This window comes from Aminobacter sp. P4_D5, from assembly GCF_056401815.1.
Genome location: NZ_JBFUIP010000136.1, coordinates 1 through 15357 on the forward strand (window position 1 = coordinate 1; position 15357 = coordinate 15357).

Here is a 15357-nt window from a genome sequence, read left to right on the forward strand (position 1 = left end):
GTGTTCGGACCCTACACCTTCCAGATCGCACGCCGCGAACTCAAGCGTGGCGGCGAAGCGCTCAAGCTGACCGACCGCGAGCAGGAAATTCTTGCCATCTTCGCCGCGCGCGCCGGCGAGACCATCCCCCGTCATGAGCTGGTAACCGGCGATTCCGAAGTCGGCGAACGCACAATCGACGTCCAGATCAACCGCCTCCGGCGCAAGATCGAGCGCGACCCGGCCAACCCCGTCTGGCTACAGACGGTGCGCGGTATTGGGTATCGGCTCAGCGTGGAATAGGATCGCCGAAGGGCGGCCGGGGCACAATCCGGCCGGTGGCGAACGGAATGGCGGATGGCAACCACTGACATGGAACGGCCTGGCGGAGGCAGCCTCGGAACACGCGCTTGGCGTGCACTGACGGCTGTGCCCAGAAGCTGGAACCGTTTCTGGCGGCGTGTGTCGATCTACATGCCAAAGCGGCTCTATGCGCGTTCGCTGCTGATCATCATCACGCCGATGATCCTGCTGCAATCGGTCGTAGCCTTCGTCTTCATGGAGCGCCACTGGCAGACGGTGACGGTTCGTCTATCGCAGGCGGTGACGCGCGACATCGCCGCCATCATCGATCTGCTCGACACCTTCCCGCAGCCCGACAATTACGCCCAAATCATCCGCATCGCCCAGGACCGGATGCAGCTGAAGATCGACTTGCTGCCGCCAGATCCCCTGCCCCCGCCTGGGCCAAAGCCGTTCTTTTCGATCCTCGACCAGGCGCTTTCGACGGAAATCCGCAGGCAGATCAACCGGCCGTTCTGGCTCGACACCGTCGGCAACTCCAACATCGTTGAGGTGCGCGTCCAGCTCAACGACAAGGTGCTGCGCGTCTTCGTCCGCCGCAGCCAGGCCTATGCGTCCAACACCCACATCTTCCTGTTGTGGATGGTGGGCACATCGCTGGTGCTCTTGACGATCGCCATTCCTTTCCTGCGCAACCAGATACGCCCGATCCTGCAGCTCACCGAGGCTGCCGAAAGCTTTGGCAAGGGCCGGCCGATGCCACCCAATTTCCGGCCGCGCGGTGCCGAGGAAGTGCGGCGCGCCGGCTTTGCCTTCATCCAGATGCGAGAGCGCATCGAACGCCAGATCGACCAGCGCACGGCGATGCTGACCGGCGTCAGCCACGATCTGCGCACCATCCTGACGCGCTTCAAGCTGCAGCTCGCTCTGTCGGGGAGCAAGATCGACCGCGAGGCGCTGAGCCAGGATGTCGACGACATGCAGTCTATGCTCGAAGCCTATCTCGCCTTCGCCCGCGGCGAAGCATCGGAGGACCCCGGCCGCTTCGATCTCTCCAGCTATCTCGACAAGCTTGGCGAGGAAGCCCGACTGCGCAAGCGCAAGCTCAAGGTGACGCTTGTCGGCGAACCCGAAGTGCACGTCCGCCCCAACGCCTTCACCCGACTGTTGCAGAACGTCGTTGGCAACGCCTTCCGCTATGCCAAGGAAGTCGAGGTCAAGGCCATCCACGATCGCGGCATGCTGGTCGTCATGGTCGACGACAATGGCCCCGGCATTCCCGAGGAAAAGCGCGAAGAAGTGTTCAAGCCGTTCTACCGGCTCGACGAGGCGCGCAATCTCGATTCGACCGRGACCGGTCTAGGACTGGCGATTGCCCGCGATATCGCGCGCAGCCATGGCGGCGACATCAAGCTCAGCGACAGCCCGCTCGGCGGCCTGCGCGCTATGATCCGCGTGCCGGCATAAAACCTAGGCGCGGTGGTCTAGCCGCGCCACCAGCCGGTCGCCGATCCACTGGATGCCACAGACAAGCACGATCAACACGACCACCACCGCGACCATCACCGCCGTTTCGAAACGCTGGTAGCCGTAGCGGATGGCTAGGTCGCCGAGTCCGCCCGCACCGATGGCACCCGCCATGGCGGAGGCACCGACCAGGGTCACCAGCGTGACTGTGAAGCCCGCAACGATGCCGGGCAACGCTTCGGGCACCAGCACCTCGCGGATGATGGCCCAGCGGCCGCCGCCCATGGCCCGCACGGCCTCGATCAGGCCACGGTCGACCTCGCGCAGCGACACTTCGGCGATGCGCGCATAATAGGGCGTGGCGGCAATCGAAAGAGGCACGATCGCCGCCCAGGTGCCGATCGAAGTGCCGACGATCAGCCGCGTCAGCGGGATGAGCGCGACGAGCAGGATGATGAAGGGCACCGAGCGGAAGCCATTAACCACAGCGCCAAGGATCCGGTTGACCCAAGGCTGCTCGGCAATGCCGCCCCGGTCGGTGGCGACAAGCGCCAGTCCCAGCGGCAGGCCAAACAGCAGCGAGATCAGCCCCGATGCCGCCGTCATCAGCACCGTCTCCCACAGCGAGCGCAGCAGCAGATCAAACATCGTCTGAGACATAGCCAAGCACCTCCACCCGCGCACCCCGGGCATTCAAGATTTCGACGGCAGTCGCAGTGACGCCGGTTGCAGTGATAACGCCGACAAACAGCGTGCCCACCGGCTCGCCCTGAATATGATCGATGCCGCCATGGATCAGGCGGAACAGGCCAGGGATCAACGTCGCCAGTTCCGCCAACAGCGGACGGCGTGCCGCTTCACCAGAAATGTCGACCCGCAAGATCGCCTCACTACCGCTGGAGCGGAGTTGGGCCGCCAACGCCTCGGGGAGTTGCGGGCGGATGCCGCCCAACAGGCTGCGCGTCACCTCGGACTTCGGGTCGGCGAAGACCGACCACACTGGCCCCTGCTCGACAATGCGGCCTGCATCGATCACCGCCACGCGGTCGGCAATGCTGCGGATCACCTCCATCTCATGCGTGATGAGCATGATGGTCAGCCCGAGCTTATGGTTGATGTCCTTGAGCAGCGACAGGATCGAGCGCGTCGTCTCGGGGTCGAGCGCCGATGTTGCCTCGTCCGAAAGCAGCACCGCCGGGCGCGCGGCGAGCGCACGCGCAATACCGACGCGTTGCTTTTGCCCGCCTGACAGTGACGCCGGATAGGCACTTGCCTTGTCGGAGAGGCCGACGAGTTCGAGCAGCTCGGCGGCGCGCTTGAAACGCTCAGCTCTGGGTCGGCCCTCGATCTTGAGCGGCAGCGCGACGTTTTCCTCGACAGTCTTCGCCGACAGCAGGTTGAAGTGCTGGAAGATCATGCCGATGCGCCGCCTCAGCGGCTGCAACTCGCGTTCGCTCAAGCCTGATATCTCGCGGCCTTCGATGAACACCTGCCCGGCGTCGGGCCGCTCCAGCCCGTTCAGGCAGCGGATCAGCGTCGACTTGCCGGCGCCGCTGCGCCCGATGATGCCAAGGATCTCGCCCTTGCGCACGGACAGCGACACGCCGTCCACCGCCGCCGTTTCGCCGAAGCGGCGCTCGAGGTCGACAAGACGGATGACGTCGTCGGCTGGCGCATCGTGGGCAAGCGGCAGCGCCCCCTCGATGGTCGCAAAATGCTGGGTCATGAAAATCCCCTGACAATGTGGAAAAGCGGCCCGCCAAAAAAGCGAGCCGCCTGTGCTAAAGCCCTTTGGGCGATCAATAGGCGCTGACGCCGGTGCCCTTGTAGACGCGGTCGAACTCGGCCTTGACGGTCTCGTTCTGGTAGGCGGCGACCAGTTTCTTGACCCAGCCTTCGTTCTCGTTGCCGGTCTTGACCGCGATGAAGTTGCGGTAGGGATTGTCGGCCACAGGTTCCTGCGAGATGCGGTTTTCAGCGCTCAGCCCACTCTTCAGTGCCCAATCGGTGTTGACCACGGCCGCATCGAGGTCCTCGACCGAACGGCCGACGATGCCGGCATCGAGTTCCTTGATCTCGAACTTCTTGGGATTTTCCACGACATCGGCGACGGTCGCCAGGATGCCGGTGCCGTCCTTCAGCTTGATGACGCCGGTGTTGGCAAGCACGCGTAGCGCCCGGCCCTCGTTGGAGGGGTCATTGGGCACGCCGATCACTGCGGCTTCCGGCAGGTCTTCGAGCTTGGTGTGCTTCTTGGAATAGAGCCCGATGGGCCACAGACCGGTGTAGCCGACCGGGGTGATATGGTAGCCCTGGGTCTTGATCTGGTTGTCGAGATAAGGCTGGTGCTGGAAGGCGTTGGCGTCGATATCGCCACGCTCCAGCGCCTCGTTGGGCTGGGTGTAGTCGTTGAATACCACGGTCTCGACAGTCAGCCCCTGCTTGGCGGCCTCGGCCTTGACCACGCGCCAGACGTCCTCGTCCTCCCCGGAGATGATGCCGACCTTGATCGCGGTCTTGTCTTCCGCCAAGGCCTGATGCGGCAAGGTGAAGCCGATGACGGTGACGACGGACGCAAGCAGCGCCGCAAGTGCCGTGCGCCGGCTGGCCGGTCGCTGATGAAGGTGGGACTTGGTGATCTCGGTCATTTTGAACTCTCGCTGAGCGCCGTTGGGAGGATGGATCGCTCCGCTGGTTGCGAAGCTTGCCCATATCCTCGGCAAAGCGGGGTCGTTCAGCAAAGGACCGAATTCCTTGGCCCGCCCAAAGGCAGGAATATCGTCTCAAAGAAAATGCGCCTTCGAGCAGAACTGACCCGGCCTTCGCAGTTGCGAAGAGCGGCACCGTCATCGGCGCGTCATGCAAAGCTGGTCAAAAGCGGCCGCATCGAACGGGACCGCCGCTGATTCCTGGCTGGTGACTGCTGGCTGGGCGCGCGGGGCAACAGGGAAGACATTTCTTGCGTATCCTGATGGTCACCGACGCCTGGAAACCGCAGATCAACGGCGTGGTCCACACGCTCGAACGGCTTTCCGAAGCGCTGAAAGCGTTCGACGCCGAAGCCGATTTCCTGACGCCGAACATCTTCCGCACCTTGCCGATGCCGACTTACCCCGACATCCGGCTGGCGCTGACCACGCCGGGCCAAGTCGCGCGCATCATCGAGGAGCGACGACCCGACCACATACACCTGGTGACCGAAGGGCCACTCGGCATGATGGCGCGGCGCTACTGTTTGGCCCGCAAGCGCCCATTCACCACCAGCTACCACACCCGCTTTCCCGAATATGTCAGCGCCCGCCTGCCGCTGCCCGAGAGCTGGAGCTATGGGCTGCTGCGCAAGTTCCACAATTCCGGTCAGGGCTGCATGGTCGCGACCCAGTCGCTCGCCGACGATCTCGCCTCGCGCGGCTTCGAAAAGCTGCGCCCCTGGACGCGCGGCGTCGACATCAACCACTTCCATCCGGGCAAGAGGACAGTGATCGATCTTCCCCGCCCGATTTTCTTGTGCGTTGGGCGCATAGCGGTGGAGAAGAACCTGCCCGCCTTCCTCGACCTCGACCTGCCTGGCACCAAGGTGCTGGTCGGCGACGGGCCGCAACTGGAAAGGTTGAAGGCGAAATACCCGCAAGCGCATTTCCTCGGCCGCCGGCCAAGCGACGAACTCGCCGAGATCTACGCCTCCGCCGACGTCTTCGTCTTCCCGAGCCGCACCGACACCTTTGGCAATGTCATCATCGAGGCGCTGGCCAGCGGCACGCCGGTCGCCGCCTATCCGGTGACCGGGCCAATCGACATCATCGGCGATGGTGTAGGCGGAGTGGTTGCGGAGGATTTGCGCGAGGCGGCGCACGCCGCGCTCAAGATCGACCGCGCGGAAGCCCGCGAGCGCGCGATGCGCTACACTTGGAGCGCCTGTGCAGAAATGTTCCTGGACAATGTGAAGGCGGCCTACACCGCCTAAAACAGGCGGCCGCCGTCCGGCACCTTGCGCTCAACAGCGCCGAGAACGACGTCGCCGTCTGCGTCGGGAAAACCGAGCGTCAGCACTTCCGACATGAACTTGCCGATCTGGCGCGGCGGGAAGTTGACGACGGCAAACACTTGCCGCCCGACAAGTGTTTCGGGCGTATAATATTTGGTGATCTGCGCCGACGATTTCTTGACGCCGATCTCGGCGCCGAAATCGATCTTCAGCTTGAACGCCGGCTTGCGCGCCTCGGGATACGGCTCGACCTCGACGATCGTGCCGGTGCGGATATCGACCTTGTCGAAATCCGCGAAAGTGATCTCGGGCTTGCGCTCGTTGTGCGAACTCATAGGCAGTCTCAGGCGTTACCGTGCGTTTCAAACAGCACGCTCGCCAGCGCATCCTTGGCCGAAGTGCCCGACCAGACGACGAACTGGAACGCCTGGAAATAGCACTCGCAGGCTTCGAGCGCCGAAGACAGCAGGACTTCGACCTGCTGGCTGGTCGGTTCGACGCCACCGGCAAGCAGCAGCGACTGGCGGAACATGATCGCGCCTTCAGTCTCCCAGAGATCGAAATGACCAAACAGCATCTGCTCATTGATCAGCGACAAAAGCCTGAGGATTTCAAGCGTGCGGCTTTCCGGCACTTTCACGTCGAAAGCACAGGCCAGATGTAGGGCCTCAAAATCCTCCATCCAGGAGAACGAGACCTGGTATTCGGTCCAGTTGCCGACAACTGAAATCGAGATTTCGTCATCGCCGGCACGCTCGAATGACCAGTCGTTGTTGTGAGCCACCTGCTCGATAACATCCACCGGGTGGATTTCGCGCGAGAACTCGAGTTCGAGAAGTTCCATAAATGCTTCCTGTCGTTCCGGGAGCGCCATCGCGCTCCGCGCAAAGGGCACACACGACGAACAAACTTATTCTTGAACTCGGACGACCAGCGCTGCCAGACTCAATACCCCCAGCCGGACCGCTCCATCCGGGTGCATGACCCAGTTACGAATCATGCAACAAATTCAGTGTATTGATCGGGAGTATCGTGAACAGCCCAATTTTTCGCACCACCCCATTAGGATGTGGAAACAGGCTACGGCGATGATTCATCAAGCGCCGGTAAGCGATTCACGACAAAGCACTTTTTCGGATTGTGCTTTGTGGAAAAGTTAACGATTTATTTCTTTGTACGAGGCTTCGGCGACGCCGCCGGTGAGGCCTTGTCGTCGCTTTCACTGCTGCGGCCGGCGAGCTGGGCCTCAAGTGCCTCGATGCGGGCGGTCAAAGCCTTGTTCTCGGCACGTGCTTTGATCGCCATGTCGCGGACGGCCTCGAACTCTTCGCGCTGCACCAGTTCGAGCGAATTCATCGCCCGTTCGGCCTGCGAGCGGAACGCGGTTTCAACCTCGCGCTTGACGCCCTGCGCAGCGCCTGCGGCATCGGTCATCAGCTTGGCGAACTCATCCAGAATGCGGTTCGGTCCGGTCGTCATGGCAAACCCTCGCGTTGTCCATTCGACGTAGTAGGGCAAGGCCTGGAATGCAAGGGTCTCGGCACTTCGTCACTGCGCCAAAAGGCGCGGCAAAAATGCCATTTCTCATGCAATGACATCTCGGTTACCTCAGGCTTGCCTGCCTTGACCCTGCCAAAAGCCTGCCGCATGGTCCGCCGCATTGCCGGCCTTGGAGACTGATTTGAGCGCGTACCTTGCCCTGCCTTTGGCAGCCCTGCCCTTTCCCAACATCGACCCGGTCATCGTCCAGTTCGGGCCGCTGGCCATCCACTGGTACGGGCTGGGTTATGTCGTCGGCATTCTTTTTGCCTGGTGGTACGGCAAGCGGCTGGTGACCAATACCCGCCTGTGGCCGAACGGCATCTTGCCGATGAAGCCCGAAGCCCTCGACGATTTCCTTGTCTGGGCGGCGGCCGGCGTGGTGCTTGGCGGCCGCATCGGCTACATCCTGTTTTACGACCTCGCCCGCTACATCTCAAATCCGCTCGACATCTTCGCGGTCTGGCAAGGCGGCATGTCGTTTCATGGCGGATTGCTCGGCGTGACGATCGCCATGTTCCTGTTCGCCCGCAAGCACGGCATCCTCGTCTGGTCGCTGATCGACGTCGTTGCCGCCGGCGTGCCGGTTGGCTTGGGCCTCGTTCGTGTCGCCAACTTCATCAATTCCGAGCTCTGGGGCCGGGTCACAAATGTGCCATGGGCGATCGAGTTCCCTACCGGCGGGCCATTCCTGCGCCATCCGAGCCAGCTTTATGAGGCGCTGCTCGAAGGCCTGGTGCTGTTCCTCGTTCTGCGCTTCCTCACCCACTCGCGCCTGAAGCTCAAGACGCCGCGCTTCATCGCCGGTGCCTTCGTTTGCGGCTACGGCCTGTCCCGCATCTTCGTCGAGTTCTTCCGCGAGCCCGATCAACAGATCGGCTATCTCCTCGGCGGCTGGCTGACCATGGGCATGGTGCTTTCGGTGCCGATGGTGCTGATCGGAGTATGGGCGATGCTGTCGGCCAAGCCGGTGACCCAAGCCGTAAGGCCGGCATGACCGCGCTCAAAAAGCGCATGACCAGCCTGATCGCCGCGTCGGGGCCGATAGGCGTCGCCGACTACATGGCGCTGTGCCTGTTTGACCCGACCGACGGCTACTACACGACACGCGAACCATTCGGGGCGGCTGGCGACTTCACCACCGCGCCCGAAATCAGCCAGATGTTCGGCGAGCTCGTCGCCGTCTGGCTCTACGCGGCATGGCAGACATCAGGCCGGCCGGCAAACGCGACGCTGGCCGAGATCGGCCCTGGGCGCGGCACGTTGATGAAGGACATGCTGCGGGTGTTGCAAAAGCTCGATGCGGCTTTTGTCGCGAATGTTGCGTTGATCGAAACCAGCCCCCGCCTGCGCGAAATCCAGAAGCAGACCCTCGCCGCCAGCGGCGCAGAGATAGCCTGGCACGAGACGGTATCCTCCCTGCCCGACGCGCCACTGTTCATCGTCGGCAATGAGTTGTTCGACGCCATCCCGACCCGCCAGTTCGTCAAGATCGGTGCGGAATGGCGCGAGCGCGCCATCGGCATCGACGAGACGGGCGAGCTGGTTTTCGTGACTGGCCCAGCAACCATCGAGGCGGCACTCCTGCCCGCCGAGGCAGCAGACGCGCCTGGAGGCTCGATCTACGAATTCGCCCCTGCCCGGACAGCGACCATGGAAGCCATTGCCGAGCGCATCGCTGCTTCGGGTGGCGCCGGGCTGTTCTTCGACTACGGCCATCTCAGCCCAGGCATTGGCGACACACTGCAGGCGCTGCGCGAGCATCGATACGAAGACGTGCTGGCAACACCCGGCGAAGCGGACCTCACCTCGCATGTCGACTTTTCCGCCCTTGGCAGAGCTGCAAAAGCCCATGGCCTCGACGCACAGCTTGGGACACAGGCCGAATTCCTGCTTGCCCTCGGCCTGCTCGAACGCGCTGGCAAGCTTGGCGCCAATGCGGACGACGCGACGCGTGAAAAAATCCAGTCCGAGGTCGAGCGCCTCGCTGACCCCGACGCGATGGGCACCTTGTTCAAGGTGATCGCGGTCGCACCCGCTGGCACAAAACTTCCCTTCCCGCCCGTCAGTTGACAGCGAGCTTGCCGCTGCCCCACTGTCCGCGCTCGCAACAGCAAAACGGGTCGGCGAAGTGGGGCTTGGCCTTGACGAAATCGCACCTGGAGAAGACAAGGCGGCAATGCTGAACGACTCGAAACCGGATCCAATCCGGTCCAACTTGCTCGCCAGCGCGGAGGCCAATGGCATCCGCCACGGTTATTTCACCCGCATCGGCGGGGTCTCCGAAGGCATCTACGAAGGCTTGAACATTGGCGTCGGCTCAGACGACGATCAGGCGCGGGTCATCGAGAATCGCCGCCGCGTCGCCGCCTGGATGGGCGTACCGGCAGACCATTTGCTCAGCCTCTACCAGGTCCATTCACCCGACGTGATCGTGGCCACCGGGCCATTTTCAGGTGCTCGCCCCAAGGCTGACGCCATCGTCACCGACCGGCCAGGCATCGCCCTTGGCGCCTCCTCGGCCGATTGCGGTCCGGTGCTTTTCACTGACCCTGAAGCGCACATCATCGGTGCGGCCCATGCCGGCTGGAAGGGTGCTTTCACAGGCGTGCTCGAAAATACTGTCACCGCCATGGAAAAACTTGGTGCCAGGCGCGAGCGCATCCTTGCCGTGCTCGGCCCTTCGATCAGCGCCGCCAATTACGAGGTCGGCCCGGAATTCGTCGCCCGCTTCGTCGAAGCGGATGCCGGCAATACGCGCTACTTCGCGCCCTCGGCCAATGCGGGCCATTCGATGTTCGACCTCAACCTCTACACCGTCGACCGGCTGCGCAGCGCCGGCGTCACCGCATCGGCCTTGAACCGCTGCACCTACGCGGAAGAAAAGCTTTTTTATTCCTACCGGCGCACCACGCACCGGAAGGAAGCAGATTACGGACGGCAGATTTCGGCAATAGCACTGGAGGACTGAAAGCATGGCGCTGCATTTCGAACGAACCGAATTCGACGCCCGCCGCGACCGGCTGATGATCGAGATGGCCGAAAAGAAGCTCGACGCCGTCCTGCTGTTCGCGCAGGAGAGCATGTACTGGCTGACCGGCTACGACACGTTCGGCTTCTGCTTCTTCCAGTCCCTGGTGGTCAAGGCCGACGGCTCGATGACGCTTTTGACGCGTTCGGCCGATTTGCGCCAGGCGCGCCACACTTCGATCATCGAAAACATCGTCTTGTGGACCGACCGCGACAACGCCAACCCGACGCTCGACCTGCGCAACCTGCTCAACGACCTTGGCCTGCTCGGCACCCGCGTCGGCGTCGAGTACGACACTCATGGGCTGACCGCCTTCAACGGTCGCCGCCTTGACGAACAGCTCCAGACCTTCGGCCAGATCGTCGACGCCTCGGGCATCGTCGGTCGCCTACGCCTGTTCAAGAGCCCGGCCGAGATCGAAAAGGCCGAAAAGGCCGCCGGTCTTGCCGACGACGCGCTCGATGCGGCGCTGCCGCTGATCAAGCAGGGTGGTGACGAAGCCAAGATCCTGGCAGCCATGCAAGGCGCGATCTTTGCCGGCGGCGGCGACTATCCCGCCAACGAATTCATCATCGGCTCGGGCATCGACGCTTTGCTCTGCCGCTACAAGGCCGGCCGCCGCAAGCTCAACAAGAACGACCAGCTGACGCTCGAATGGGCCGGTGTGTTCCATCACTACCATGCCCCGATGATGCGGACAGCGCTGACCGGCAAGGTGTCCAAGCGCCATCAGGAACTTTACGATGCTTCGCTTGCCGCACTGGTCGCGGTCGAAAAGGCGATGACGCCGAGCAACACATTCGGCGACGTGTTCGATGCGCACGCCAAAGCGCTGGAAGTGCATGGGCTGACCAAGCACAGGCTCAACGCTTGCGGTTACTCGGTCGGTGCGCGCTTTGCCCCGTCCTGGATGGATATGCCGATGTTCTACCAAGGCAATACCGAGCCGATCGCACCAAATATGACTTTGTTCGCTCACATGATCATCATGGATTCGGAAACCGAAACCGCAATGACGCTCGGCCGAACCTATCTGACCACCGAATCCGCGCCCAAGCCGCTTTCCCGCCATGATCTCGACTTGATCGTACGGTGATTGCGATGAACGCTGAGGGGCGTTTGTCATGGAGTTCGGTCAGATGAAACGTTGGTTTGTGGGCGCGGCAGGCCTGTCCGTGCTCGCCCTTTCTGCCTGCAACAGCTCCAAGGACGTGCTCGAGCCCTCGGCCATCGCACCGACGGAGCAGTCGAACGCACTTGCCAAGATCGAGGGCACCGATGTCGCGGCGCCGCCAGTGACGGGTGCTGCCACTGTTGCCGCCACGGCTGTTCCGGCGCAGACGGCAGCCGTCGCCACCAAGACACGCGTGCAATTCGCCCCCATCGTCGGCACCCCGGTCGAGGCGGCGACGCCACTGACCCAGCAGCTCGGCATTCGGGCACGTGCACGCGGCATCGCGCTTGCCGGCAGCACCGACACGACGCCGCCCGGCATCATCATGCGCGGCTATTTCTCGGCGATGACCGAAGGCAAGGACACGACAGTCGTTTACGTCTGGGACGTCTACGATCCGGCCGGCACAAGGCTTCACCGCATCAACGGCCAAAAGACGGCGGCATCGAGCGGCAGCGGCGACGGGTGGCCCACGGTGGCACCCGCGACCATGCAGTCGATAGCCGACAGCACCATCGATCAGCTGGCCGACTGGCTGGCGGCGAAACCGGGTTAGGCCGCGACATTCCGCGCCACGATGTCGCTTTTTTGGGATTCAGCAGCGAGTCCGCTTGCAATACGGCTCAAGGCCGCTAAAAGCCCGCTCATATTCATTTCCAGGATCGGCGTATGAAACTCTTCGCGGGCAATTCCAACCGGGTGCTAGCAGAAGCTGTCGCTCGCTATCTCAACATTCCGCTGGGCAAGGCAAGCGTCAGGCGCTTCGCTGACCAGGAGATCTTTGTCGAGATCCAAGAGAACGTGCGCGGCGAGGATGTCTTCATCCTCCAGTCGACCGCATTCCCGACCAACGATCACCTGATGGAACTTCTCATCATGATCGACGCCTTCATGCGTTCGTCGGCACGACGCATCACGGCGGTCATTCCTTATTTCGGCTACGCCCGGCAGGATCGCCGCGCTTCGGGCCGCACGCCGATCTCCGCCAAGCTCGTCGCCAACATGATCGCGCGTGCCGGCGCCAATCGCGTGCTCACGCTCGACCTGCACGCCGGCCAGATCCAGGGCTTCTTCGATATCCCGACGGACAATCTCTTCTCGATCCCGGTCATGGCCCGCGACGTCAAGGCCAAGTACAAGCAGCTCAACAACGTCATGGTGGTTTCGCCCGACGTCGGTGGCGTGGTGCGTGCCCGTGCGCTCGCCAAGCGCATCGACGCCCAGCTCGCCATCGTCGACAAGCGCCGCGAACGCCCAGGTGAATCCGAGGTGATGAACGTCATCGGCGAAGTGCATGGCAAGGACTGCCTGCTCATCGACGACATCGTCGATTCCGGCGGCACACTATGCAACGCGGCCGACGCGCTGCTCGCCAAGGGCGCCACCAGCGTCACCGCCTACATCACCCATGGCGTGCTTTCGGGCGGTGCGGCTGCCCGCATCAGCGGCTCGCAGCTGCAGGAACTGGTCATCACCGACTCGATCCAGCCGACCCAGGCGGTGATGGACGCCCACAACATCCGGGTCGTTTCGATCGGCGACCTGATCGGCGAAGCGATCTCGCGCACGGCGACCGAAGAGTCGGTATCGAGCCTGTTCGACTGACGTTACAGCGCTAATTGCCAGGCCATCCCGGCAATCGCCGAGATGGCGAGCACGACGATCATGTTGGCGTGGTAGCGGATCAGCGACACGCCTGCCGCAACCGCGATGATTGCCGCGGCCGCATCGAAGCTCCTGAAATCCAGCACCGGTAGCGCGAACGGCCCGAAATCCATCTCGCCGACATTGCCAAACAGCACATGCAGCGCAAACCACACCGCAAGGTTGGCGATGATGCCGACAACGGCTGCGGTGACCGCAGACAGCGCGCTTGCCAGCCAGCGCACATTGCGTACCGTCTCGACATAGGGCGCACCGACGAAAATCCACAAAAAGCACGGGACGAAGGTGAACCACAGCGTCACCACCGCCCCTGCGCCACCGCCTGCAAGAGGGGCAAGGCCGGAAAGCCTGGCTCCGCCAAGGAAACCGACGAAGACCAAAACCAGGATCAGCGGACCCGGTGTCGTTTCGGCGAGGCCTAGGCCGGTGAGCATCTCATCCGGCTTCAGCCAGCCATGCACCTCGACTGCCTGCTGGGCGACATAGGCAAGCACCGCATAGGCGCCACCGAAGGTCACCGCCGCCATCTTGGAAAAGAACGTGGCTTCGGTGGTGAAGACGTGACCGGGCCCAAGCAGCTGCCACAACACGATCAGCGGCACGAACCAGATCGCCAGCCAGACAGCGAGCGTGGAGAAGAACCGCCGGGCGCTCGGTCGTGTCCATTCCGGCATGGCATAGGCGATTTCCGGCTCGGCGTCGGCCGACGTCTTGCTGGAGTTGCCGCCGAGCAAATGCGTCACCGCCCCGATGAGCGCCGCCACCGCAATGATCAGCGGGAACGGCAGCTTGAGAAAAGCGATGGCAATGAAGGCCGCGATCGCCAGCGTCACCATCAAACTGCTCTTCAGCGCCCGCCTCGACACCTTGATCAGCGCTTCGAGCACGACGGCCAGCACCGACGCCTTGAGGCCGAACAGCAATCCCTGCACAAGCGTAACATGGCCAACGGTCAAATAAATCGCCGACAGCGCGGTGATGACGAGAGCACCCGGCAACACGAACAGCAGCCCGGCGACAAGCCCTCCCCTGACGCCGTGCAGCAACCAGCCGGCATAGGTCGCAAGTTGCATCGCCTCCGGTCCCGGCAACAGCATGCAGTAGTTGAGGGCATGCAGGAAGCGTGGCTCGTCGAGCCAGCGCTTCTCGCCGACGAGGATGCGGTGCATCAACGCGATCTGCCCAGCCGGCCCGCCGAAAGACAACAGGCCGATCTTGGCGAAGACGCGCACGGCTTCGGCAAAGGACGGGCGAGCCGCCCCGCTTGAAGTCATGTCCATGTCAGATCGCCTTTGCCGGCCAATTGTGGGTTTCCGCCGTCGCATAGCGGCACCAGCCGTAGAGCGCATCGTAAATCGTCATGCCCTTTTCCAGTTGAGYGAGATCGTTGCTCTCGATCGCCGAAAGGCCCAACGATATGGCGAGCAGCCCCGCAGCCTCCGGCTCCAGATCCATCCGCGCGGTGTCGGCGCCGCGCACGATCCTGGCAAGATGAAGCAGTGCGGGATCGGTCAGGCCGAACTCCGATATCAGCGTGTCGAATGTGCATTCGTCGCCGCGATGCGAATAATGCACGTCCTTGATGTCGTAGGGTATGGCCCCGGTCTCGTCGGCGACATCCTTGACCCACTCGGCTGTGACGAAATGAAAGATCGCCAGCGGGTCGATGAAGCGCCGGATCAGCCATGGGCAGGCGATGCGGTCGATCTTCGGCCGTGACCGCGTCACCCAAACGCTCGGCTGCGGCAATCCGGGTACGATACCCCGCGCCTCGCGGGCAACAAGCAATCCCCCCGCCGCAATCCACGCATCCATGCCGCCTTCGAGCATCGAAACATTGGCGCCTGCAGCCGTCAGACGCGCGACTGCGATCTCGCTGACATTGTGGCCGTGGGCACAATAGACAACCAGTTCGCGCCCAGCTGGCAGTTGCGGCAGCCATTCGTCCGACTTCATGTGGTCGCGCCACAGAGCGCCGGCGATGCGTGTCGGCGATGTGGCAAAGGCGTCTGCCCTGCGCACGTCGATGATCAGCGGGCAGCTATCGGTGCCGATGAGCGGGATCAATTGTTGGGGCGAAATCATACGAGGCATGGTTTTTCCTCCGCATAGCTAGCGAAGGCGGAACTTGGGCTCGCGCCTCACGGGGAGTCCACCATGCCCCCGGTTTGTGAATTCTAGTTGAAAGCAGACCCGTCTTCAACGGCTAAGGGC

17 protein-coding genes are annotated in these 15357 nt (G+C 62.9%); 9 read left to right on the plus strand and 8 right to left on the minus strand.

Annotated features, from left to right (window positions below; genetic code table 11):
* The coding region (locus AC1DWF_RS23180; RefSeq protein ID WP_476842095.1) for a winged helix-turn-helix domain-containing protein at positions 1 to 282 on the plus strand (282 nt) is incomplete at its 5' end.
* A gap of 54 nt (positions 283 to 336) precedes the next feature.
* The gene (locus AC1DWF_RS23185; RefSeq protein ID WP_476842096.1) at positions 337 to 1749 is read left to right on the plus strand and encodes an ATP-binding protein; all 1413 of its coding nucleotides are present in this window, start codon (positions 337 to 339) and stop codon (positions 1747 to 1749) included.
* A gap of 3 nt (positions 1750 to 1752) precedes the next feature.
* On the opposite strand, the gene AC1DWF_RS23190 is transcribed toward AC1DWF_RS23185, so the two are convergent.
* The 3 genes from AC1DWF_RS23190 to AC1DWF_RS23200 form a co-directional block, all read right to left on the minus strand.
* Entirely contained in the window at positions 1753 to 2409 is a 657-nt protein-coding gene (locus AC1DWF_RS23190; RefSeq protein ID WP_476788016.1) for a methionine ABC transporter permease, read from the minus strand.
* Positions 2390 to 3475 carry a methionine ABC transporter ATP-binding protein gene (locus tag AC1DWF_RS23195; protein ID WP_476783024.1) on the minus strand — a complete coding sequence of 362 codons (1086 nt, stop codon included), beginning with the start codon at positions 3473 to 3475 and terminating at the stop codon, positions 2390 to 2392. Before AC1DWF_RS23195 ends, AC1DWF_RS23190 begins: the two co-directional genes overlap by 20 nt.
* Before the next feature lie 73 nt (positions 3476 to 3548).
* Entirely contained in the window at positions 3549 to 4397 is an 849-nt protein-coding gene (locus tag AC1DWF_RS23200) for a MetQ/NlpA family ABC transporter substrate-binding protein (RefSeq protein ID WP_476788015.1), read from the minus strand.
* A gap of 311 nt (positions 4398 to 4708) precedes the next feature.
* On the opposite strand from AC1DWF_RS23200, the gene AC1DWF_RS23205 reads away from it, so the two are divergent.
* Positions 4709 to 5713: a glycosyltransferase family 4 protein gene (locus AC1DWF_RS23205; protein WP_476783026.1), complete on the plus strand. Its 1005-nt coding sequence runs from the start codon at positions 4709 to 4711 to the stop codon at positions 5711 to 5713.
* Here the strand turns inward: AC1DWF_RS23205 and AC1DWF_RS23210 are convergent.
* The 3 genes from AC1DWF_RS23210 to AC1DWF_RS23220 all read right to left on the minus strand — a co-directional run bounded on the left by AC1DWF_RS23210 (position 5710) and on the right by AC1DWF_RS23220 (position 7213).
* The gene (locus tag AC1DWF_RS23210; RefSeq protein WP_476783027.1) at positions 5710 to 6069 is read right to left on the minus strand and encodes a tRNA-binding protein; all 360 of its coding nucleotides are present in this window, start codon (positions 6067 to 6069) and stop codon (positions 5710 to 5712) included. The two genes, AC1DWF_RS23205 and AC1DWF_RS23210, sit on opposite strands and share 4 nt — an antisense overlap.
* Positions 6070 to 6077: 8 nt before the next feature.
* Entirely contained in the window at positions 6078 to 6578 is a 501-nt protein-coding gene (locus tag AC1DWF_RS23215; RefSeq protein WP_214389781.1) for a type III secretion system chaperone family protein, read from the minus strand.
* Between the two features lie 320 nt (positions 6579 to 6898).
* Positions 6899 to 7213: an accessory factor UbiK family protein gene (locus AC1DWF_RS23220; protein WP_476783028.1), complete on the minus strand. Its 315-nt coding sequence runs from the start codon at positions 7211 to 7213 to the stop codon at positions 6899 to 6901.
* 202 nt (positions 7214 to 7415) lie between these two features.
* On the opposite strand from AC1DWF_RS23220, the gene lgt reads away from it, so the two are divergent.
* From lgt to AC1DWF_RS23250, 6 genes are all read left to right on the plus strand, one after another.
* Entirely contained in the window at positions 7416 to 8270 is an 855-nt protein-coding gene (lgt, locus tag AC1DWF_RS23225; RefSeq protein WP_476788013.1) for a prolipoprotein diacylglyceryl transferase, read from the plus strand.
* Complete coding sequence (locus AC1DWF_RS23230; RefSeq protein ID WP_476788012.1) at positions 8267 to 9346, plus strand: class I SAM-dependent methyltransferase; 1080 nt, start codon at positions 8267 to 8269, stop codon at positions 9344 to 9346. The genes lgt and AC1DWF_RS23230 overlap by 4 nt, the downstream gene beginning before the upstream one ends.
* Positions 9347 to 9452: 106 nt before the next feature.
* Positions 9453 to 10244, plus strand: a complete 792-nt coding sequence (gene pgeF, locus AC1DWF_RS23235) for a peptidoglycan editing factor PgeF (protein WP_476783031.1) — start codon at positions 9453 to 9455, stop codon at positions 10242 to 10244.
* A 4-nt stretch (positions 10245 to 10248) separates the two neighbouring features.
* Entirely contained in the window at positions 10249 to 11400 is a 1152-nt protein-coding gene (locus AC1DWF_RS23240; RefSeq protein WP_476783032.1) for a M24 family metallopeptidase, read from the plus strand.
* A 43-nt stretch (positions 11401 to 11443) separates the two neighbouring features.
* Complete coding sequence (locus AC1DWF_RS23245; protein WP_476788011.1) at positions 11444 to 12034, plus strand: hypothetical protein; 591 nt, start codon at positions 11444 to 11446, stop codon at positions 12032 to 12034.
* Positions 12035 to 12147: 113 nt separating this feature from the next.
* Positions 12148 to 13083, plus strand: coding sequence for a ribose-phosphate pyrophosphokinase (locus AC1DWF_RS23250; protein ID WP_476788010.1), 936 nt, complete (start codon positions 12148 to 12150; stop codon positions 13081 to 13083).
* A gap of 2 nt (positions 13084 to 13085) precedes the next feature.
* On the opposite strand, the gene chrA is transcribed toward AC1DWF_RS23250, so the two are convergent.
* Positions 13086 to 14423 carry a chromate efflux transporter gene (gene chrA / locus AC1DWF_RS23255; RefSeq protein ID WP_476788009.1) on the minus strand — a complete coding sequence of 446 codons (1338 nt, stop codon included), beginning with the start codon at positions 14421 to 14423 and terminating at the stop codon, positions 13086 to 13088.
* A 1-nt stretch (position 14424) separates the two neighbouring features.
* Positions 14425 to 15228 (minus strand): chromate resistance protein ChrB domain-containing protein, encoded by an 804-nt coding sequence (locus AC1DWF_RS23260; protein WP_476842097.1) that lies wholly within the window; start codon positions 15226 to 15228, stop codon positions 14425 to 14427.
* Between the last annotated feature and the right edge of the window lie 129 nt (positions 15229 to 15357).